A 19,356-nucleotide genomic window follows, 5' to 3' on the forward strand; every position below is an offset into this window, starting at 1 on the left:
ACCGGCGCTCAGCCGAGCTCGAGCTGCGGCCAGTCCGCGAGGTCCTCCCGCAGCGCGCGGTCGTGCGTCGCCACGACGACGGCCGCGGACGTCGCGCGCAGCGCCGCGGTGAGCTCGTCCACGAGGCCGACGGACAGGTGGTTCGTCGGCTCGTCGAGGACGAGCACGTGCGGCGCGGCGAGCAGCGCGCACGCCAGGTCGAAGCGGCGGCGCTGCCCGAGCGACAGCTCCCGCAGGGGCCGCTCCAGGTCGTCCTCGGTGAGCAGGCCGAGCGCCGCCACGGGAACGAGCCGGTCCGGGTCGAGCAGCCCGGCGTCGAGGAGGCGCAGCGCGTGCCGCGCGTACGCGTCGAACGCGGTCGGCGGCGCCTCCCCGTCCGCGGCCGGGGCGACGTGCTCGGCCGGGCCCTCCTGCCCGAGCACGCCGAGGCGCACCTGCGGGCCGACGTGCCGGGATCCCCGGTCGAGCGCGACGGCACCGGCCAGCGCCGCGAGCAGCGTCGACTTGCCCGCCCCGTTCGGGCCCGTCACGAGGAGCCGCCCCGCGGGCGGGACCTCGACGCGACGACCCGGCAGGTCGAGGCGACCGGCGACGCGCGGCGCACGCAGGTCGAGCAGCGGACCGCCCGGCCAGTCCGGCGGCACCGACGGCAGGTCCGGGAACGTCAGCGTGGGCGGCGGGACGGGGACCTCGACGGCGTCCCGCTCGAGCTGCTGCACGAGCCGGTCCGCCGCCTTCACGTGCGTGCGGGCGCGTGTGCCCCGGCGGTGCTTCTGCGAGCCCTTCGGCGGCCGCCACTCGTCCGACAGACCCTCGTAGGAGGCGTCGAGCCGCGCCGCCAGCACCGCGGCACGCTTGCGCTCCGCCCGGTAGCGGGCGCGCCAGCGGCGCAGCATCTGGTCCCGCGCGAACCGGTAGTCGGCGTAGCGCGCCGCGCCGTAGAGGACCGGCCGGCCGTCCATGGACGGGTCCATGTCGAGGATCCCGGTCATGACGTCGTCGAGCAGCCGCCGGTCGTGCGTGACGATGACGAGGCCGCCGTGCCAGCCGCGCAGCCGCTCGGTCAGGTGGTCGATGCCGGCCGCGTCGAGGTGGTTCGTCGGCTCGTCCAGCAGCAGCAGGTCGCTGCGCTCGGCGATGCGGCAGGCCAGCCGGACCCGGTACCGCTCGCCCACGCTCAGCTCGTCGAGGCGGCGGCCGCGGTCCCGCGGGGCGCCGAACCGGGCCAGCGCCTCGTCGACGCGGCGGTCGACGTCCCACGCCGCGAGGTGCTCGTAGTGGGCGATCGCCGCGGACAGCCACGCGACGTCCCCGCCGTCGTGGTCGAACGCGTCGATGGCGGCCTGCAGCCGCTCGGCCGCCGTGCGCGCCGCCGCGAGCGTGGCGTCGACGAGCGTGCCGACCGTCTCGCCGGGCCGGACGTCGAGGTCCTGCTCGACGACCGCGAGCGTGCCCTGCCGGCGCACCCGCCCCTGCTGGGGCTGCAGCCGCCCGGCGAGGACGCCGAGCAGCGTGGACTTGCCCGCACCGTTCTCGCCGACGAGCCCGATCCGGTCGCCCGCCGACACCGTGAGGTCGAGCGCGTCGAGCACCGGACGACCCGGGTAGCCGAACGTCACGCCCTCGGCGACGAGCTGCACCTCGCCGGGACGCGCCGGGGCCCCCGCGTCGCTCATCGGCCCAGGGCCGCCACGACCGCCGGGACGAGCGCGCGGAAGGCCTGGCCGCGGTGGCTGATCGCGTTCTTCTCCTCGGGGGTCAGCTCCGCGCACGTGCGCGTGTCGCCGGCCGGGACGAGGACGGGGTCGTAGCCGAAGCCGCCGGCGCCGAGGGGCGCCGTGGCGAGGGTGCCCTCGAGCGTGCCGATCTCGACGTGCTCCGTGCCGTCCGGCGTGACCAGGGCCGCCGCGCACACGAACCGCGCGCCGCGGTGCTCCGGACGGACGTCGGAGAGCTGGGCGAGCAGGAGCGCGAGGTTCGCCGCGTCGTCGCCGTGCCGGCCGGACCAGCGGGCCGAGAAGATGCCCGGCGCGCCGCCGAGCACGTCGACGGACAGGCCGGAGTCGTCCGCGACGGCGGGCAGGCCCGTGTGGGCAGCGAGCGCGCGCGCCTTGATGAGCGCGTTCTCCGCGAACGTGACGCCGTCCTCGACGGGCTCGGGCGCGCCGACGTCGCGGGCGCCGACGACCGCCTCGGGCGCCAGGTCGGGCAGCGCCGGGGCGAGGATCGCGCGCAGCTCGCCGATCTTGTGCGCGTTGTGCGTGGCCAGGACGAGCCGGGCACCGGCGGGGACGCTCACGCCGTCACCCCCGCCTGCGCCGTGGCCCGGGTGGCCGAGCCGTCGGAGGGCTCCGCCGCCAGCGCGGCCGCCTGCAGCCGCGCCAGCTCGGACGTGCCGGCCAGGGCGAGGTCGAGCATGGCGTCGAGCTCCGCGCGGTCGAACGGCGCGTGCTCCGCGGTCCCCTGCACCTCGACGAACGTGCCGGAGCCGGTGACGACGACGTTCATGTCCGTCTCGGCGCGCACGTCCTCCTCGTAGGGCAGGTCGAGCACCGTCCGGCCGCCGACCACGCCGACGCTCACCGCCGCCACCGAGTCCGTGAGCACCTGCTTGCCGGGCTTGACCAGGCGCTTGCGCTGCGCCCACGCGACGGCGTCCGCGAGCGCCACGTACGCGCCGGTGATGGCCGCGGTGCGCGTGCCGCCGTCGGCCTGCAGCACGTCGCAGTCGAGGACGATCGTGTTCTCGCCGAGCGCCGCGACGTCGACCACCGCGCGCAGCGACCGGCCGACGAGGCGGGAGATCTCGTGCGTCCGCCCGCCGACGCGGCCCTTGACCGACTCGCGGTCCGACCGGCTGCTCGTCGCGCGCGGCAGCATCGCGTACTCCGCCGTCACCCAGCCCTCGCCGGACCCCTTGCGCCAGCGCGGCACCCCCTCGGTGAACGACGCGACGCACAGCACCTTCGTGCCGCCGAACTCGACGAGCACGCTCCCCTCCCCCGCCTCGAGGAAGCGCCGCGTGATCGTCACGGGACGCAGCTGGTCGGGACGCCGCCCGTCGGCGCGCAGGGGGAGGTCAGAGGTCGAAGCACCCATGCCCCCGACCCTACGTGCCCCCGCCCCGGCACCACGCCCCCGTCCACCCCGACCCCCACTCCCACTTCCGTCGAGTGCGGTAGACGGTTCCGGCGGGTGCGCCCGTGAGTGGGTCGTGCGGGTCGTCAGAGGGGGATCGTCAGGCCCGGGTGGGCCAGGGTCGTGGGGCCCTCGTAGAGGGCGGCCTCCGCCCGGGTGACCTCGGGGTCGTTCCAGGCCGGGACGTGCGTGAGGACGAGGTGCCGGGCGCGGCCCCGGACGGCGGCCTCGGCCGCGCGGCGGCCCGTCAGGTGCACGCCGCGCACCGCGTCGTCGCGGCCCTCGTGGAAGGCCGCCTCGGCGAGCAGGAGGTCGGCATCGGCGGCGAGCGCGTCCAGGCCCTCGCACGCGTCGGTGTCGCCGCTGTAGGCGAGCACGACGGTGCGGGACGGGTCGTCCTCGGCGGGGCCGGTGACCCGCACGCCGAACGCGGGGACGGGGTGCAGCACGGGCACGGGCTCGAGCGTGAGGGGGCCGACCGTCACGGGGCGTCCCGGCACCCACGGCTCGACGTCGAACTGGTGCGTCGTGTCGGTGGCGGGGTCCTTGCCGGCGAGCTGCGCGATGCGCTCGACCGTCCCCTCGGGCCCCAGGACGCGCAGCGGCGGCGGCGGACCGGCCGGCCGGTAGCGGCGCAGCACCCCGAGCACCGCCATGTCGCCGACGTGGTCCGCGTGCAGGTGCGACAGCGCCACCGCGTCGAGGGCGGCCGGGTCGGTGTACCGCTGCAGCGGCCCGAGGGCGCCGTTGCCGAGGTCGAGGACGACCGACCACGTGCGCCCGTCCGCGTCCTCGGCCTGCACGAGGTACGACGACGCGGCGGAGTCGGGCCCGGGGAACGAGCCGGCGCACCCGACGACGACGAGCCTCATCGCAGCACCCCGCGCAGCGCGGCGCGCGGCTCCACGGCGTCCACCTCGGGGCCGAGGAACCGCCGGGCGAGCGTCGTGAACGCGACCGGGTCGCCGGTGGCGAGGAAGCGGTGCGTCGGGGGGCCGGCCGCCGGGTCGCGCTCCAGGTCGTGCGCGACGAGCTGGCGGTACACGTCCTTGGCGGTCTCCTCCGCGCTGGACACGAGCGTCACGCCGTCGCCCATGACGTACGAGATCGCACCCGTGAGCAGGGGGTAGTGCGTGCACCCGAGGACGAGCGTGTCGACGCCCGCCGCGCGCACGGGGTCGAGGTACTCGTGCGCCACGTCGAGGACCTCGGGACCCGACGTCACGCCGGCCTCGACCAGCTCGACGAACCGCGGGCACGCCTGCGACGTCAGCTCGACGCGCGCCACCGCGAAGGCGTCGTCGTAGGAGCGGGACTCGATCGTCGCGCGCGTGCCGATGACGCCGATGCGCCCGTTGCGGGTCGCGGCGACCGCGCGGCGGGCCGCGGGCAGGATCACCTCGACGACGGGCAGGCCGCGGCGCACCGTGTACCGCTCGCGGGCGTCGCGCAGGACCGCCGAGGACGCGCTGTTGCACGCGATGACGAGCATCTTCACGCCGGCGTCCACGAGGTCGTCCATGACCTCGAGCGCGTGCGCCCGCACGGCGGCGAGCGGCTTCGGCCCGTAGGGCCCGTTCAGCGTGTCGCCGATGTAGACGGTCGACTCCGTCGGCAGCTGGTCCAGCACCGCGCGAGCCACCGTCAGCCCGCCGACGCCGGAGTCGAAGATGCCGATGGGGGCGTCGTTCACGCGACCGAGACTAGTCGCCGGAGCGTCCGCCGCCCGGCCGGTGCTCCTCGTGTGCGGCCAGCATCACAGCGAGCAGGGACTCCTGCAGCCAGGACAGGGCGCCGTAGACGGACGCCAGGTACGTGCGCACGTCGTCCTCGGGCGCGGTGGCCAGGCCGTCGTACAGCGCCTCGGAGTCGGCGTCGGTGCGCAGGTCGAGGCGGTCCGCGAGGACCAGCCGCAGGTCCGTGAGGGTCGCCGCGACGTCGTCCGCGGACGTGGGCGCGACGACGAGCGCGTCCTCGGGCCAGCCGGGCTCGCCGTGCACGAGCGCCGTCCACAGGCTCCGCAGGCGTGCGACCTTGCGTGCGCGCAGGTCGTCCTCGGTGAGGCGGCGGAACTCGGCGGCGACCTCCGGGTCGTCCCGCGAGGCGTCGGGCAGCAGACGGCGCACGGCCGGGTCGTCGGGCGGCGGCAGGGGCGCGGTCCGCACGCTCCACGGACCACCCGGGGTGGCGTCCCCGGGTGCCGCCCCGGGGCCGGCCGCCGGCGGCGGCCCGTCCTCGAACCGCCCCGCCCCGAGCAGCTCGGCGACGTCCGCGACGACCGACGCCACCACGGCACGCTCGCCGGCGTCGAGGCGCGCGACGTACCGGCCCTTCTGCCGGCGGAACGCGCGCATCACTCGCCCCCGCGCTGGAGGGTGGCCCACAGCCCGTAGGAGTGCATCGCCTGGACGTCGACCTCCATGGCCTCGCGGTTGCCGGTGGACACCACGGCGCGCCCCTCCTCGTGCACCTGCCGCATGAGGCGCTCGGCCTTCTCGCGCGGGTAGCGGAAGTACGTCTGGAAGACGTAGGTCACGTAGGACATGAGGTTCACGGGGTCGTTCCACACGATCGTCACCCAGGCGTCCGCGACGCCGGTGGCCTCGTCGGCCTCGACGGTCGTGTCGGGCACAGCGGTCGGGGCGGGCACGCCCCCACTGTAGGTGGGCGGGCCGACGCCCCCGGACCCCGCACGTCACCCGAGACGACCTGCGCGCGTGTGCGCGGGGCGACCCGCGTCTACGTTGACGCCATGACCGACACGCGTGAGCGCGACGCCGTCGCGCCCCCGGCCGCCGCCACGGCCGCCAGCACCGCCCTGCTGACCGACCGCTACGAGCTGACGATGCTCCAGGCGGCGCTCGCCGACGGCACCGCGCACCGCCGGTGCGTCTTCGAGGTGTTCAGCCGGCGGCTGCCGCACGGGCGCCGGTACGGCGTGCTCGCGGGCACGGGGCGGGTCCTGGAGGCGCTGGAGACGTTCCGCTTCGGCACGGCGGAGCTCGACTGGCTCGCCCACGAGCGGGTCGTGGACGACGCGACGCTCGACTTCCTCGCGGGCTACCGCTTCACGGGGTCCGCGGTCGGGTACGCCGAGGGCGAGATGTTCTTCCCGTCCTCCCCGGTGCTGGTCGTCGAGGGCACCTTCGCCGAGGCGGTCCTGCTCGAGACGCTCGTGCTGTCGGTCCTCAACTACGACTCGGCGGTCGCGTCCGCCGCGTCGCGCATGACGAGCGCCGCGGTGGACCGCCCGTGCCTCGAGATGGGCGCGCGCCGGGCGCACGAGCAGGCCGCCGTGGCCGCCGCGCGCGCGGCCGTCGTCGCCGGGTTCGCCGCGACGAGCAACCTCGAGGCCGGCCGCCGCTACGGCCTGCCGACGATCGGCACGGCCGCCCACGCGTACACGCTGCTGCACGACGACGAGCCGTCCGCGTTCGCGTCCCAGGTCGCCTCCCAGGGCACGGGGACGACCCTGCTGGTCGACACCTACGACGTGCGGCGGGGCGTGGAGAACGCGCTCGCGGCCGCCGGCACGGGCCTGGGCGCCGTCCGCCTCGACTCGGGGGACCTGGCGGTGCTCGCGCACGAGGTGCGCGCGCAGCTCGACGCCGCCGGGGCCCGGGACACGAAGATCGTCGTGACGTCGGACCTGGACGAGCACGCGATCGCCTCACTGGCCGTCGCCCCGGTCGACTCCTACGGGGTCGGGACCTCGCTCGTCACGGGCTCGGGCGCGCCGACGTGCGGCATGGTCTACAAGCTCGTGGCGCGCGAGGACGCGTCGGGCGAGATGCGGCCCGTGGCGAAGGCGTCCCGGTCGAAGACGAGCCTCGGCGGGCGCAAGTCCGCGGCGCGGCGGCTCGACGGCGACGGGCGTGCCGTCGAGGAGGTGCTGGTCACCGGCCCCGAGGACGCCGTCGTGGCGTGGGCGGACGCGCAGCGCCGCGAGCCGAGCCCCGACCTGCGGCCGCTGCACGTGCCGCTGGTCGTGGACGGGGAGGTCCTGCCGGGGACGACGGGTGCCGACGGCGTCCGTGCCGCGGTCCGCCGCCACCGGGCCTCCCGGGACGAGCTCCCCCGCGGCGCCCGCCGCCTGTCGGCGGACGAGGCGGCCGTGCCGACGGTCGAGCTGCAGCTGGGCTGACGGCCCCGCGCCGGCCCCGAGCGGCGGCGCGGCGACCCCGGGCACGACGCGGGCCGGGACGCACGTGGCGTCCCGGCCCGGTGTCCGTCGCGGTCGGCGGGGGGGTGCCGACCGCGCCCGCTCACGTCCGCGCCGACGCGGTCGGGCGGCGGAGCGGCGGTGCTCAGATCCTCGCGCGCCCCCGGCCGCGGCCGACGAGGCCGAGGATCAGGCTCACGACGAGCACGATGGCGCCGATCCAGATGAGGAACTCCCCGATCCCGGCGACACCGAGGATCAGCAGGACGACGCCGACGAGGATGAGGATGAGCCATGCAGGCATGTGGACACCTCTTTCTGTGCCGGCGACCGTGGCCACCGGGCTCCGTGTGCGGTGGACCCGGAGGGCCCGGGTCCGCTTTGTCACGGTGAAGAGCCTGGCACCCGACGGCCGGTTCGGCACCCGGAACGTTCGACTTGCGGTGTCAAGACCTCCTGCTATGTGGGCAGGTGTCCAGCGCGCTGACCTGCGGTCTCATCCCCGTCTCATCGTCCGGCATGTGAGACCGGAGCGATCGGACCGTCAGCGACGGCCGACGAACCAGCCCCGGAGCATCGCCACGCGCGCCTGCAGCTGCTCCGGCGCGGCCAGTGCGACCTCGGGGCCGCCGCAGCGCCGGCGCAGCTCGGCGTGCACCGTGGCGTGCGGCTGCCCGCTGCGCCGTGCCCAGGCCCCGACGAGCTGCGCGAGCTCCTTGCGCAGCTCCGCCTGCTGGCGGTGGTCCATCTCGGGCGGCGGCTCGGCGGCCTGCGCGCGGGCCCTGCGGGCGCCCTGCTGGTCGGCCTGCCGCTGCCGCAGCAGGGTCGCGACCTGGTCGGCGTCCAGCAGGCCCGGCAGGCCGAGGAAGTCGAGCTCCTCCTCCGAGCCCACCTCCGCGCCCGTGCCGAACTCGCCGCCGTCGAACAGCACGCGGTCGAAGGACGCCTGCGCCTCGAGCGCCTCGAACGAGCCCGCGACGCCGTCCTGCCCGACCGCGTCGGGCCCCGAGCGGTCGCGCGCCGCCTCGGCGAGCAGCGCCGCCTCGGGGTCGGCGTCGTCCTTCGTCGGCCTGTCGAGCGCGTGGTCGCGCTCGACCTCCATCGTCGAGGCCAGCTCGAGCAGCTGCGGCACGCTCGGCAGGAACACCGTGGCGGTCTCGCCGCGGCGCCGGGCGCGCACGAACCGCCCGACGGCCTGGGCGAAGAACAGCGGCGTCGCGGTGCTCGTGGCGTAGACGCCGACCGCGAGGCGCGGCACGTCCACGCCCTCGGAGACCATCCGGACCGCCACGAGCCACCGGGAGTCGCCGGCGGCGAACTCCTCGATGCGATCGCTCGCGCCGTCGTCGTCCGACAGGACGACGGTCGCGGACTCCCCCGTCAGGCGGGCGATGTGGCCTGCGTAGGCGCGGGCGTCGGTCTGGTCGGTCGCGATGATCATCGCGCCCGCGTCGGGGACCGTCCGGCGGACCTCGGTGAGCCGGCGGTCCGCCGCCGTGATCACCGACGGGATCCACTCGCCGTTGGGGTCGAGCGCCGTGCGCCACGCCTGCGCGGTCATGTCCTTGGTCAGCGGCTCGCCGAGCCGTGCGGCGATCTCGTCGCCGGCACGGGTGCGCCAGCGCATGGACCCCGAGTACGACATGAACAGCACCGGGCGCACCACGTGGTCGCGCAGCGCGTCCCCGTAGCCGTACGTGTAGTCCGCCAGGGACCGGCGGATGCCCTGCGCGTCCGGCGCGTAGGTGACGAACGGGATCGGCGCGGTGTCCGAGCGGAACGGCGTGCCGGTGAGCGCGAGGCGCCGGGTGGCGCCCTCGAACGCCTCCCGGACGGCGTCGCCCCACGACAGGGCGTCGCCGCCGTGGTGCACCTCGTCGAGGATGACGAGCGTGCGCTCGGCTCCCGTGCGCGCCGCGTGCAGCGCGGGCTTGCTCGCGACCTGCGCGTACGTCACGGCGACGCCGTCGTACCCGGCGCCGTGCCGGCCCTGGGCGTTGCTGAACCGCGGGTCGAGGCGGATGCCGACGCGCGCCGCGGCGTCCGCCCACTGCTTCTTCAGGTGCTCCGTCGGTGCGACCACCGTGACGCGGCGCACGACGCGCGCCTCGAGCAGCTCGGTCGCGATCCGCAGGGCGAACGTCGTCTTGCCCGCACCGGGCGTGGCCACCGCGAGGAAGTCGCGCGGCGACCGCTCGCGGTACAGCTCGAGCGCCTCCGCCTGCCAGGCCCGCAGGCTCCCGGCCGCACCCCACGGCGCACGCGCCGGGAACGCCGGCGGCAGCTGCGACGCTGCCGACGACGAGGGGTGCTGCGGGGTGTGGGTGACGGCGGGGCGGCGTCCGGCGCTCACGCGCCGCCCGAGCCGGAGCCCTTGCCCCGCCCGAAGCCGAAGAAGCCGCGGCCCCCACCGCCGCCCGAGCCGGAGTCGCCCTCGCCGTCCTGCGGCTCGCGCAGACCCTCGTAGATCTCCTTGCAGACCGGGCAGACCGGGAACTTGTTCGGGTCGCGACCGGGCACCCAGACCTTCCCGCACAGCGCGATCACGGGCCGGCCGGTCATGGCCGACTCCATGATCTTCTCCTTGCGCACGTAGTGCGCGAAGCGCTCGTGGTCGCCGGGCTCGACCTGCTCGGTGGTCTCCTCGCGCTCGAGGACCGACGTCGCCCCGCGGGTGTCCGGGCCGAACGGGTCGTCAGGACCGGTGGGCGGCGGGGTGGGGTCACTCATGGCCTCCATCGTACGTGCCGGGCCCGACACCCCGCGGGCGCGGACGCCCTCGTGCCGCTTGACGCGCGACCGTGTTGTGTATCAATGTTACGGCACATTGACACAGGAGGTCGGGATGTCGCACTACCTGCTGCTCGTGCTCGTCGCGCTGCTCGGGCTCGGGCTCGGGCTCACCGTCGCGGTGAGGCTCGCCGCCGCCGCCCCCGCGCCGGGAGGGCCCCCGGGGGCGGTGGACGTCGAGCACGCGCCGGCCGCGTACCGGCACGCGCGGCGGCACGGCGGCGTCGTCGCCGCCCTGGCGTGGGGCGCACTGCTCGTCGTCACCCTCGCGGCGCCGGCGCTCGCCTCGCCGGGGAGGTGGCAGGGCCTGCTGCTGGGGTGCGTCCCGGCCGCGGCGGGGCTCGCGTTCCTGCTGGTGGCGGCGATCGGCGAGCGGACGTGGCCGCGTCCGGCCGGGACGCTGCGCCGCGCACCCCTGCGTCCCCGGCACGTGCGCGACGTCGCGCCACCCGCCCTGCGCCGGCTCACGTGGGGGTGGGTGGGCGGGCTCGTGGTCGCGGTGCTCGTGTTCGGCCTGACCGCCGCACCGGACGCCCGGTCGGTCGCGGTCACCTACGCACCCGGGCACGTCGGCGGCGCGGGCCCCTACCCCGGGTGGGTGTACGGCGTGCCGCTCGCGGCCGCCGCGCTGGTCGTCCTCGCCGCCGGCGAGGGCGTGCTGCGGCTCGTCGCCGCACGTCCCGTCGTCGCCGCCACCACCGAGGACGACGACGCACGGCTGCGGCGCGCGTCCGCGCGACGCGTGCTCGCCGGCACGCAGCTCGTGCTCGGCGGCACGCTCGCCGGAGTGCTGGCGGTGGGCGGAGCGACCCTGCGCATCGCCGGCCGGGCGCACGAGTACGGCATCGACGGCGAGCGGTACGCGCTGAGCCTGCCGGGGGCGGTCGCCGCGGGCACGGCGGCCGCGGTCGCCGGGCTGCTCGTCGGGTTCGCGTCGCTCGTCGTCGCGGCGCTCGCGCTGCACCGCGCCGCACGCGACGCCGGCGCGCCCGTCGTCCCCGTCGCCCCTGCCACGACGCTGCCGTGAGCGTCCAGCTCGAGGTCGACCTCGACTCCGGTGTCCCGGTCTACGAGCAGGTGCGCGCCCAGGTCGTCGCGCACGTCGCCGCCGGGCGGCTGCGCCCCGGTGACCGGCTGCCGACGATCCGCGCACTCGCGACCGACCTCGGCGTGGCCCCCGGCACGGTGGCGCGCGCGTTCCGCGAGCTCGAGGCGGGCGGCGTCGTCGTGACGCGCCGGCGCGCGGGCACCCTCGTCGCGGCGGGGGTGGCGCCCGCCGACGCCGCGCCCCACGCCGCCGCCGTCGCCTACGCCGAGGCCGCCCGCGCGGCCGGCCTCACGCCGGAGGAGGCGCTCGACCTCGTGCGCGGCGTCCTGCTCGCACCACCCGGCGCCCCCGCGACGGCCGCGCGCTGACGCCGCCCGCGCCCGCAGCGCCTGGCACCGCCCGGACGCGGCACGCGCGCGCCCGACCGCCTCAGAGCCCCTGCCACACCGGCTTCGACGCCCACGTCTCCCGGTAGTACCCGGCGAGCTGCAGCCGGCTCGCCGCCGGCTCGTCGACGAGCACCGAGACGTGCGGGTGCATCTGCAGCACGGTGGCCGGCCACATCGCGCTCACCGGACCCTCCACGAGCTGGTGCACCGCCTCCGCCTTGCCGCGGCCCTGCGCCAGCAGCACGAGGTGCCGCGCCGACAGGATCGTCGCGAGCCCCTGCGTCAGGCAGTGCGTGGGCACGGCGTCGACGTCCCCGTCGAAGAACCGGGCGTTGTCCTCGCGGGTCTGCCGGGTGAGCGTCTTCACGCGCGTGCGCGACGCGAGCGACGAGCCCGGCTCGTTGAACGCCACGTGGCCGTCGGTGCCGATGCCGAGCAGCTGCAGGTCGACCCCGCCGGCGTCGGCGATGGCGCGCTCGTACGCGGCGCAGGCGGCGGGCAGGTCGTCGGCCAGGCCGTCGGGCCCCAGCACCCGGTCCGGGTCGAGGTCGACGCGCGAGACCACCTCCCGCTCGATCACCGTCCGGTACCGCTCGGGGTGGTCGGCCGGCAGCCCGACGTACTCGTCGAGCAGGAACGCCCGCGCGCGGGCGAACGACAGCCCCTCCTGCTCGTGCCGGCGGGCGAGCTCGTCGTACACCGCGAGCGGGCTCGACCCGGTCGCGAGCCCCAGCACCGCCGTGGGCCGCGCCTCCAGCAGGCGCTGCACGGCGTCCGCCGCCAGCCGCGCGAGCTCCGGCGCCGGTGCGATGACGACCTCCACTCAGACCACCTCCCCGCGTCCCACCAGCGCAGCACCGACCGCGCCGACCGGCACGCCGGCCGGCGCGAGCCGTACCCGGTCGGCCAGCCGCAGCGACGCGAGGAACGGGGACGCCGCCGCCTCGGCGTCGAGCGCGGCGCGGACCGCCGCGAGCAGCGGCTCCCCCACCCCGCTGACCCCGCCGCCGACGACGACGCGGTCCACGTCGCACGTGAGCACGAGGACCCGCACGCAGGCGCCGACCGCCCAGGCGTACCGGTCCCGGACGCGCACCGCGTCGGGGTCGCCCGCGGCCGCCGCCTCGAACAGCACCGCGGGGGCGGGCCGCCCGTCGGGGGACGGCCACGCGGCGTCGATCGCGCTGCCCGAGGCGTACTGCTCCGCGCACCCGCGCTGACCGCACGTGCAGGACAGCCCCCCGGGTACGAGCGTCAGGTGCCCGATCTCCCCCGCGGCCCGGTGCGTCCCGCGGCGCAGGCTCCCGCCCAGCAGGAGCCCGGCGGCGACGCCGGTGCCCAGCGCGAGGAACGCGAGGTCGCGCGCGTCGCCGGGGTGGTCCGGGTCGGGCACCGCGTGCGCCGCACCGAGGACCGCGGCGTTGAGGTCGTTCTCGACGCGCACGGGCGTGCGGGCGCCGAGGACGGCCGACGCCGCCGCGGCCAGCGCGAACGGCGACGCGACACCGACGTTCACCGCGTGCTCGACGGTGCCCGTGACGGGGTCGACGACACCGGGCACCCCGATCCCGACCCCGGCGAGCCGCTCGAGCGGCAGGCCGTGCGCGACGGTGAGCGAGCGCGTCGCCGTCGTCACCGCGTCGAGGAGCCCGTCCGGGCCCGGGACGGTCGGCGCCCGGTGGGAGCGCACGACGCGGCCCTCGGGGTCGAGCAGCACCGCGAGGACCTTCGTGCCGCCGACGTCGACGCCGACGGACCACCCGGGCGCGCGCGCGTCACGGGAGCCGTCGCGCACGCCGTCGGGGGCGGCCGTGGTCGTCGCCGGTGCGCCGGCGGCACCGAGCGTGGTGGTCTCCATGGCTCAGCCCTTGACCGCTCCGGACACGAGCCCGCCGGTCATCCGCCCCTGCACGATCAGGAAGAAGACGATCACGGGCACGGCCACCAGCACGGAGCCCGCCATGAGGGCGCCCCAGTCGGTCGCCCTCGTCGCCTGCTGGAACGTGCGCAGCCACACGGGCAGGGTCATCTGCTCGGGCCGGGTCATGATGATGAGCGCCATCATGAACTCGTTCCAGGCCTGCAGGAACGCGAACACCCCGGTGGACACCAGCCCGGGCGCGAGCAGCGGGAACGTCACCCGCCAGAACGCGCGGCCGCGCGAGCAGCCGTCGATCATCGCGGCCTCCTCGAGCTCGACCGGCACGCCGTTGACGAACCCGCGCAGCGTCCACAGCGTGAACGGCAGGACGCCGGCGAGGTAGACGATCCCCAGCCCCACGACGGTGTTGAGCAGCCGCCACCCGTCGACGAGCTGGAAGATGCTGATCATCATCGCCTCGCCCGGGATCATCTGGACGACGAGGATCGACAGCACGAAGGCGCGACGCCCCCGGAACCGGAACCGGGTCACGGCCAGCGCCCCGGCGAACGCGAACAGCATGGACGCGACGAGCACGAGGAACGTCACGGTCAGCGACGTGCCGAGCGCGGGCAGGAACGGCGCGCGCACCTGGTCGAAGATCGCCGTCTCGTAGTTGCGCAGCGTGAGCTGGTCCGGCCAGAAGTGCACGCGCGGGCCGATGATCTCGTTCGTCGGCAGCAGCGACGTGTTGACCATCCAGTAGACCGGGAACGCGAAGGCGGCCGCGACGAGCACGGCGACGACGCCCCAGCCCCAGGACGACGCGCGGCGCCGGCGCGAGCGGCGGCGGGGGGCGACGACGGCGGGCACGGCGACGGGGCGCGCGTCCGCGCTGACGGCCGGCGCGGCGCCGGCGGCGGCGATGCTCACAGCTCCTCCTCCTTGACGGTCGCGCGCACGTAGTAGGCGGAGATCACGAGCATGATCACCGTGAACACGACGGCGATGGCGCTCGCTGCGCCGTAGTGGCCCTGCGCCATGCCCATCTCGTAGATGTAGACGCCGAGCGTGCTGGTCTGGGACTTGACCCCGCCGATGCCCTGCAGCACGAAGATCTGCGTGAACACCTTCAGGTCCCAGATCATCGAGAGCACGATCAGCACGGTGTAGATCGCCCGCACGTACGGCACCTGGATGCGGAAGAAGCGCTTGCGCGCCCCGGCGCCGTCGATCTGGGCGGCCTCCAGCACCTCCTGCGGGACCTGCGTGAGGCCGGCGTAGAGCGTGAACGCGACGAACGGGATGGCGCCCCACACGATGACGAGCGTGGCGACCGCGAAGAACTGCAGCGGCTCGATCAGCCACGGGTGGCCCATCCAGCTCGTCCCCGTCAGGCGCGTGAGCGTGTGGTTGACGACGCCGTAGCGGGTGTCGAACATCCACCCCCACACGAGCATCGCCGCCAGGGGCGGCATGGCCCACGCGAGCAGCAGCCCGACCGACAGCACGAGCCGCATGACCCGGCCGAGCCGCATGAGCAGCAGCGCGACGAGCGTGCCGAGCGTGATCGTCAGGACGACGCAGGCGACCATGAGGCCGAAGCTGCGCAGCGTGACCGTCCAGAAGCGGGGGTCGGTGAGGGTGTCGACGTAGTTCTGCACGCCGACCCACGGCGCCGGCACGCCCATGAGCTGGGCCCGCTCGTACTCGTGGAACGACAGCCACAGCATCCGCACCAGCGGCCAGCCGGTGACGACCAGCAGCGCGGCGAGGCTCGGGGCCAGCAGGAGCCACGGCAGGAGCCGGGCCGGGGTGATCGCGCGCGACGCGCGGGGGGCCGGTGCCGCCGACGGCGGCGCCGCGGGGAGCGTCGTGGAGCTCATGGGGGTCCTTCCCGCCGGCGCCGGGCCCCGCTCGCTCGGAGCGGGGCCCGGCGCACGTGATCAGCCGTTGAGGATCGACTCGATCGTGCTGTCGAGGTCCTCGGCGACCGCGGTCACGTCCTCGCCCTGCGCGATGCGGACGAGCGCGTCCTGGATCACCTTCTGCGCCTCGACGTCGCCCCAGCGCGGCGTGGCGGGCGTCAGGCGGGCGTTGGCCGCGGCGGCCGCGGCGGCCGCCGTGATCTCGTCGTCGGGCAGGGCGTCGGCGAGCGACACCTTGGCGGGGATGAGGCCGTTCTCGGCGAGGATCGTCTGGTACTCGTCCGAGAGCATGATCGTCAGGGCCTCCTTGGCCAGGTCGGGGTTCGCCGACTTGGCCGCGACCGCGACGTTCGACCCGCCCGCGAAGACCTGGGCGGCGCCGCCGTCCTTGCCCGGCAGCGGGAACGCGTGCAGGTCGGCGCCGAAGGTCTCCGGGCAGCCCGGCACGTCCGCGTCGGCCTCCGCGAGGATCGACCACTTGATCCAGCTCGGCGCCGAGAGGAACGTCGTCGTCCCCTCGCAGAACGGCACCTGCAGGTTCGTCTCGTCGCCGTCCTTGGGCGCCTTCGACGCGTTCTGGAACAGGTCCTGGACCTGCTGCAGGCCCGCGATGCCGCCCTCGGACGAGAAGCCGGCCTTCCACTCCTCGCCGTCCTGCTCGGCGATGAAGCCGCCGTTCTCCCAGACGAAGGGCAGCATGTTGTACCAGTCCTGCCCCGGGAACCAGACGCCCGAGTGCGTGTCGGTCGTGGCGGCCTTGGCGGCGGCGACGTACTCGTCGAGCGTCGTCGGCACCGGGGTGTCCCCGAGGACCTGCTGGCTGTAGAAGACCACGCGCGAGCCGGCGTAGTACGGGGCCGCGTAGAACGTCCCGTCCCACGTGCCGGACTCGACGAACCCGGGCAGCAGGTCGTCGCCGCCGAGGTCCTCGGCGATGTCGTCGAGCGGCGCGAAGAAGCCCGACGAGGTGAAGGTGGGCGCCTGCGTGTTGCCGACCTCGACGACGTCCGGGCTGTCCGAGCCGGACAGCGACGTCGTCAGCTTGTCGACCAGACCGTCCCAGGCCTGCTCCTGCACGACCAGCGTCGAGCCCGGGTTCTGCTCCTCGAACGTCTCCTTGAGGTACGTGCGCGCCTCGTCGGGCGTGTCGGTGCCGACCAGCCAGACGCGGATCTCGGCCCCCTCCGAGCCCCCGTCCGTGCTGTCGGTGGTGCCGCCGGCCGAGCCGGACGAGCACGCGGTGAGCGTGAGCGCCGCCGCGAGCCCGGCGGCCGCGAAACGTAGGATCTTCACGTTGGAGTTCCTCCCATGAGCGAGGCGGTCGTCACGCCGACGACGCCGGGGGTAGCTGCCGACCTGAAAGGGCTGGTCCGGGGTCGTGCCATGACCCCGGGCCGGCCTGGCGGCCCGGGAGCGTCAGGTGATCCCGAGCTGACCGGACAGGACGAGCACGGCGGCGCCCGCGAGCGCCGCGTCCTCGTCGAGGGTGGCCGCGCGCAGACGCAGGTCCTGCCCGATGACGGGCATGGTGCGGCTGCGCACGGTGACGAGCGCCGCCTCCCGCAGAGGACCGTCCAGCAGCTCCGGCGGGCCGGAGAGCAGGACCTCCGCGAGGTTCAGCGCGCTGACGACGGGGGCCAGGGCGCGCCCGAGCATCCGTCCGACCGACGCCAGGGCGGCGTCGGAGTCCTGGGGGTCGAGACCGGCGACGCGCCGGCGCAGGGCCGGTGCGCTCAGCACGGTCTCGAGGCAGCCGGTGCGGCCGCACGCGCACGGCAGCGCGTCCTCGCCGGCGGTCTGGTCGTCGACGACGGTGACGTGACCGATCTCGCCGGCGGCGTGCCCGCGGCCGCGCACGAGCGCGCCGTCGACGAGCAGCCCGGCGCCGACGCCCTGGCCGACGGTGAGGATCATCGTGCTGGGGTCGGCACCACCGAAGGTGTACTCCCCGAGCGCACGCGTGTTGGCGTCGTTCGCGACGTGCACGGGCAGGCCGAGGGCGTCGGTCAGGCGCGCCGCCAGGGGCACGTCGAACCAGCCGCGGTTCGGCGCCTCGAGGACGACGCCGGCGTCGTCGATGACGCCCGGCGAGGAGATGCCGACGCCGACGACCGGCTGCTGCGTCGCGTCCAGCAGGCGGCGGCACACGTCCTCGACCAGGTCGACCGCCTCGGGGCCGGTCGTGCCGGCGCTGGGCTCGTGGGCGCGGGTGACGACCTCGCCGTCGAGCGTCATGACGGCGCCGTGCACGGTCTCGTCGTCGGTGAGGTCGACGGTGACGACGTGGTGGTCGGCGGACCGCAGCCCGACGAGCGTCGCGGGCTTGCCGACGCGTCCCTCGGCCCGGACGCCGAGCTCGGCGACGAGCCCCTCGCCCAGCAGGGCCGCGACGAGGTCGGACACGGTGACCCGGGTCAGGCCGGTGCTGCGGGCGATGTCGGCGCGGGACGACGGGCCCTCGTGGAACAGGTGGCCGAGGACGAGCGAGCGGTTGTGCGCCCGGGCGTGCTCGGGGAGCACCTTGGCCGTCGCCCGCAGGCCCCGGCGCGCCGGGTTCGGGGCCGTCGTGCCGGGCCGCGTCGTCGTGGTCACGTTTGTTAGTAGACCTTCCTTACAAAAGCGCGTCAAGGAGGTGTCGTGACCGTGATCACATCGTGACCGCCGGTTCACACCTTCGTAGCACGGCGCCCCGACGGGCCCTCCGGAGGCCTGGCAGGGGGCGGCACGCCGTCGTCCGGACCGCGGACGGGACGAGGGGCGACACGCGTGTCCGTGCGCTCCGGCTCCCGTCCGACCGCGCGCACACGCGGTTCGCGCGCCTCGCGTCCCGCACGTCGAGATCGCCGCGGGCGCCGGACGGGCGCCGGGCGGCCGGCGTCGGCCCGCAGCGGCACGTCAGCCGCCGACCGGTGGTCCGCCTGGTGGCGCCGACCGCAGGGCGGCGGCGGCCGGCCGCGCCGCGCCGCCGGTCGACCGGCGCGTCCCCGGTCAGCCCGCGCGGGGCGCCGACCGGACCGCGGCCAGCCACCCGCGGGCGCCGCGGTGCTCGACCGACAGCGTCGCGCAGCGCACGCCCTCGGCGAGCGCGACGAGCGAGGAGGCCCCGCGGGCCAGCGCCGCCGCCATCGCACCGTGCAGCACGTCGCCCGCACCCAGCGTGTCGACGACCGCACCCGGCACGAGCCGCGCCGGACGCACGACGGTGCGGTGCACCCCGTCGCCGCCGGCGGTCGCGGCGCGCACCCGCACCGGTCCCGGGCCGGCCGAGCGCGCGACGAACCGCGGCCCGTGCGCCGCCACCGCGTCCAGGAGGACGTCGACGCCGTCGGTCCCCGCTCCCCCGCTCGCGGCCCCGGCTCCCCCGCCGTCGCCACCGGACCCCGCACCCGACCGGCCCTGCCCCGGCGGCCCGTCCGGCACCGCGAAGTCCGCCGAGAGCACGGCCAGCTCGACGTGCGCCAGGAGCGCCTCGGTCCCGGGCTTCCAGCTCCCGCCGTCGAGCAGGACCGGCACGCCGCGCGCACGGGCGGCGGCCGCGAGCGGCGTCGCGACGCCCACGAGGTGCCCGTCGACCAGCACGGCGGACGCGTCCGCGACCAGGGCCGCCACGTCGGCCGCGGCAGCGAGGTCGCCCACCCGCGCGCCGTTCACGGACGCCACGGCCCGTGCCCCCGTGGCGCGGGTGACGAGCACGGTCGAGACCGGCAGCACGTCGGGGCGCCCCGCGGCGAGGTCGACGACCTCGACGCCCGCGGCCTCGAGGCCGGCCCGCGCGACGTCGGCGAGGGGTCCCGCGCCCAGCGCGGTGACCAGGCGCGTCGGCACGCCCAGGGCGACCGCGACGGCCGCGGCGTTCGCGGCCGGGCCCCCGAACGTCACGTCGAGGTCCTGCGCCACGACCTTCTCGTCCGGGCCGGGCAGCCGCTCCACGGTCTGCTGCACGTCCAGCGTGCTCAGCCCGCAGCAGACCAGCCGGCCGCCGCCCCGCCCCGTCCCCGTCGCCACGACGTCATCGTCGCAGCGCTCGCGGGAGCGCGCAC

20 protein-coding genes are annotated in these 19,356 nt (G+C 76.2%); 3 read left to right on the plus strand and 17 right to left on the minus strand.

The features are described from left to right. Nucleotides 1-8: 8 nt before the first annotated feature. The 7 genes from FB586_RS17110 to clpS all read right to left on the minus strand — a co-directional run bounded on the left by FB586_RS17110 (nucleotide 9) and on the right by clpS (nucleotide 5,788). Nucleotides 9-1,676 (minus strand): ATP-binding cassette domain-containing protein, encoded by a 1,668-nt coding sequence (locus FB586_RS17110; RefSeq protein WP_136520541.1) that lies wholly within the window; start codon nucleotides 1,674-1,676, stop codon nucleotides 9-11. Further along, the gene (gene rdgB / locus FB586_RS17115) at nucleotides 1,673-2,299 is read right to left on the minus strand and encodes an RdgB/HAM1 family non-canonical purine NTP pyrophosphatase (RefSeq protein ID WP_136520542.1); all 627 of its coding nucleotides are present in this window, start codon (nucleotides 2,297-2,299) and stop codon (nucleotides 1,673-1,675) included. Before rdgB ends, FB586_RS17110 begins: the two co-directional genes overlap by 4 nt. Continuing rightward, nucleotides 2,296-3,099 (minus strand): ribonuclease PH, encoded by an 804-nt coding sequence (gene rph, locus FB586_RS17120; RefSeq protein ID WP_136520543.1) that lies wholly within the window; start codon nucleotides 3,097-3,099, stop codon nucleotides 2,296-2,298. The genes rdgB and rph overlap by 4 nt, the downstream gene beginning before the upstream one ends. 125 nt (nucleotides 3,100-3,224) lie before the next feature. Continuing rightward, nucleotides 3,225-4,010, minus strand: a complete 786-nt coding sequence (locus tag FB586_RS17125; protein ID WP_136520544.1) for an MBL fold metallo-hydrolase — start codon at nucleotides 4,008-4,010, stop codon at nucleotides 3,225-3,227. After that, on the minus strand, nucleotides 4,007-4,831 hold the full coding sequence (gene murI / locus FB586_RS17130; RefSeq protein ID WP_136520545.1) for a glutamate racemase: 825 nt from the start codon (nucleotides 4,829-4,831) through the stop codon (nucleotides 4,007-4,009). Before murI ends, FB586_RS17125 begins: the two co-directional genes overlap by 4 nt. A 10-nt stretch (nucleotides 4,832-4,841) precedes the next feature. Beyond that, the gene (locus tag FB586_RS17135; protein WP_136520546.1) at nucleotides 4,842-5,492 is read right to left on the minus strand and encodes a DUF2017 family protein; all 651 of its coding nucleotides are present in this window, start codon (nucleotides 5,490-5,492) and stop codon (nucleotides 4,842-4,844) included. Further along, nucleotides 5,492-5,788: an ATP-dependent Clp protease adapter ClpS gene (gene clpS / locus FB586_RS17140; protein WP_187697887.1), complete on the minus strand. Its 297-nt coding sequence runs from the start codon at nucleotides 5,786-5,788 to the stop codon at nucleotides 5,492-5,494. The genes FB586_RS17135 and clpS overlap by 1 nt, the downstream gene beginning before the upstream one ends. A gap of 102 nt (nucleotides 5,789-5,890) precedes the next feature. On the opposite strand from clpS, the gene FB586_RS17145 reads away from it, so the two are divergent. Next, entirely contained in the window at nucleotides 5,891-7,282 is a 1,392-nt protein-coding gene (locus FB586_RS17145; RefSeq protein ID WP_136520547.1) for a nicotinate phosphoribosyltransferase, read from the plus strand. A gap of 163 nt (nucleotides 7,283-7,445) precedes the next feature. On the opposite strand, the gene FB586_RS19505 is transcribed toward FB586_RS17145, so the two are convergent. The 3 genes from FB586_RS19505 to FB586_RS17155 all read right to left on the minus strand — a co-directional run bounded on the left by FB586_RS19505 (nucleotide 7,446) and on the right by FB586_RS17155 (nucleotide 10,030). Next, complete coding sequence (locus FB586_RS19505) at nucleotides 7,446-7,604, minus strand: hypothetical protein (protein WP_168800592.1); 159 nt, start codon at nucleotides 7,602-7,604, stop codon at nucleotides 7,446-7,448. Nucleotides 7,605-7,844: 240 nt separating this feature from the next. Next, entirely contained in the window at nucleotides 7,845-9,653 is a 1,809-nt protein-coding gene (locus FB586_RS17150; protein WP_136520548.1) for a DEAD/DEAH box helicase, read from the minus strand. Continuing rightward, nucleotides 9,650-10,030: a DUF3039 domain-containing protein gene (locus FB586_RS17155; RefSeq protein ID WP_136520549.1), complete on the minus strand. Its 381-nt coding sequence runs from the start codon at nucleotides 10,028-10,030 to the stop codon at nucleotides 9,650-9,652. The genes FB586_RS17150 and FB586_RS17155 overlap by 4 nt, the downstream gene beginning before the upstream one ends. Before the next feature lie 115 nt (nucleotides 10,031-10,145). On the opposite strand from FB586_RS17155, the gene FB586_RS17160 reads away from it, so the two are divergent. Further along, nucleotides 10,146-11,117, plus strand: coding sequence for a hypothetical protein (locus FB586_RS17160; protein WP_168800593.1), 972 nt, complete (start codon nucleotides 10,146-10,148; stop codon nucleotides 11,115-11,117). Further along, nucleotides 11,114-11,506, plus strand: coding sequence for a GntR family transcriptional regulator (locus FB586_RS17165; RefSeq protein ID WP_136520551.1), 393 nt, complete (start codon nucleotides 11,114-11,116; stop codon nucleotides 11,504-11,506). Before FB586_RS17160 ends, FB586_RS17165 begins: the two co-directional genes overlap by 4 nt. Before the next feature lie 61 nt (nucleotides 11,507-11,567). Here the strand turns inward: FB586_RS17165 and nagB are convergent, their stop codons facing one another. The 7 genes from nagB to FB586_RS17200 all read right to left on the minus strand — a co-directional run bounded on the left by nagB (nucleotide 11,568) and on the right by FB586_RS17200 (nucleotide 19,321). Next, nucleotides 11,568-12,350, minus strand: coding sequence for a glucosamine-6-phosphate deaminase (gene nagB / locus FB586_RS17170; protein ID WP_136520552.1), 783 nt, complete (start codon nucleotides 12,348-12,350; stop codon nucleotides 11,568-11,570). Then, complete coding sequence (locus FB586_RS17175; RefSeq protein WP_136520553.1) at nucleotides 12,351-13,385, minus strand: ROK family protein; 1,035 nt, start codon at nucleotides 13,383-13,385, stop codon at nucleotides 12,351-12,353. Between the two features lie 3 nt (nucleotides 13,386-13,388). Then, a complete protein-coding gene (locus tag FB586_RS17180) occupies nucleotides 13,389-14,321 on the minus strand; it encodes a carbohydrate ABC transporter permease (protein ID WP_246036882.1) in 933 nt (310 codons plus the stop codon). Next, nucleotides 14,318-15,274 carry a carbohydrate ABC transporter permease gene (locus FB586_RS17185; RefSeq protein ID WP_136520554.1) on the minus strand — a complete coding sequence of 319 codons (957 nt, stop codon included), beginning with the start codon at nucleotides 15,272-15,274 and terminating at the stop codon, nucleotides 14,318-14,320. The genes FB586_RS17180 and FB586_RS17185 overlap by 4 nt, the downstream gene beginning before the upstream one ends. A gap of 60 nt (nucleotides 15,275-15,334) precedes the next feature. Continuing rightward, a complete protein-coding gene (locus FB586_RS17190; protein WP_136520555.1) occupies nucleotides 15,335-16,609 on the minus strand; it encodes an extracellular solute-binding protein in 1,275 nt (424 codons plus the stop codon). Nucleotides 16,610-16,732: 123 nt separating this feature from the next. Beyond that, the gene (locus FB586_RS17195) at nucleotides 16,733-17,908 is read right to left on the minus strand and encodes an ROK family transcriptional regulator (RefSeq protein WP_136520556.1); all 1,176 of its coding nucleotides are present in this window, start codon (nucleotides 17,906-17,908) and stop codon (nucleotides 16,733-16,735) included. A gap of 396 nt (nucleotides 17,909-18,304) precedes the next feature. Continuing rightward, the gene (locus FB586_RS17200; protein WP_136520557.1) at nucleotides 18,305-19,321 is read right to left on the minus strand and encodes a PfkB family carbohydrate kinase; all 1,017 of its coding nucleotides are present in this window, start codon (nucleotides 19,319-19,321) and stop codon (nucleotides 18,305-18,307) included. Nucleotides 19,322-19,356 lie beyond the last annotated feature (35 nt).

The sequence above is a fragment of the Cellulomonas telluris genome (genome assembly GCF_004886325.1).
Taxonomy (GTDB): Bacteria; Actinomycetota; Actinomycetes; order Actinomycetales; family Cellulomonadaceae; genus Cellulomonas; species Cellulomonas telluris.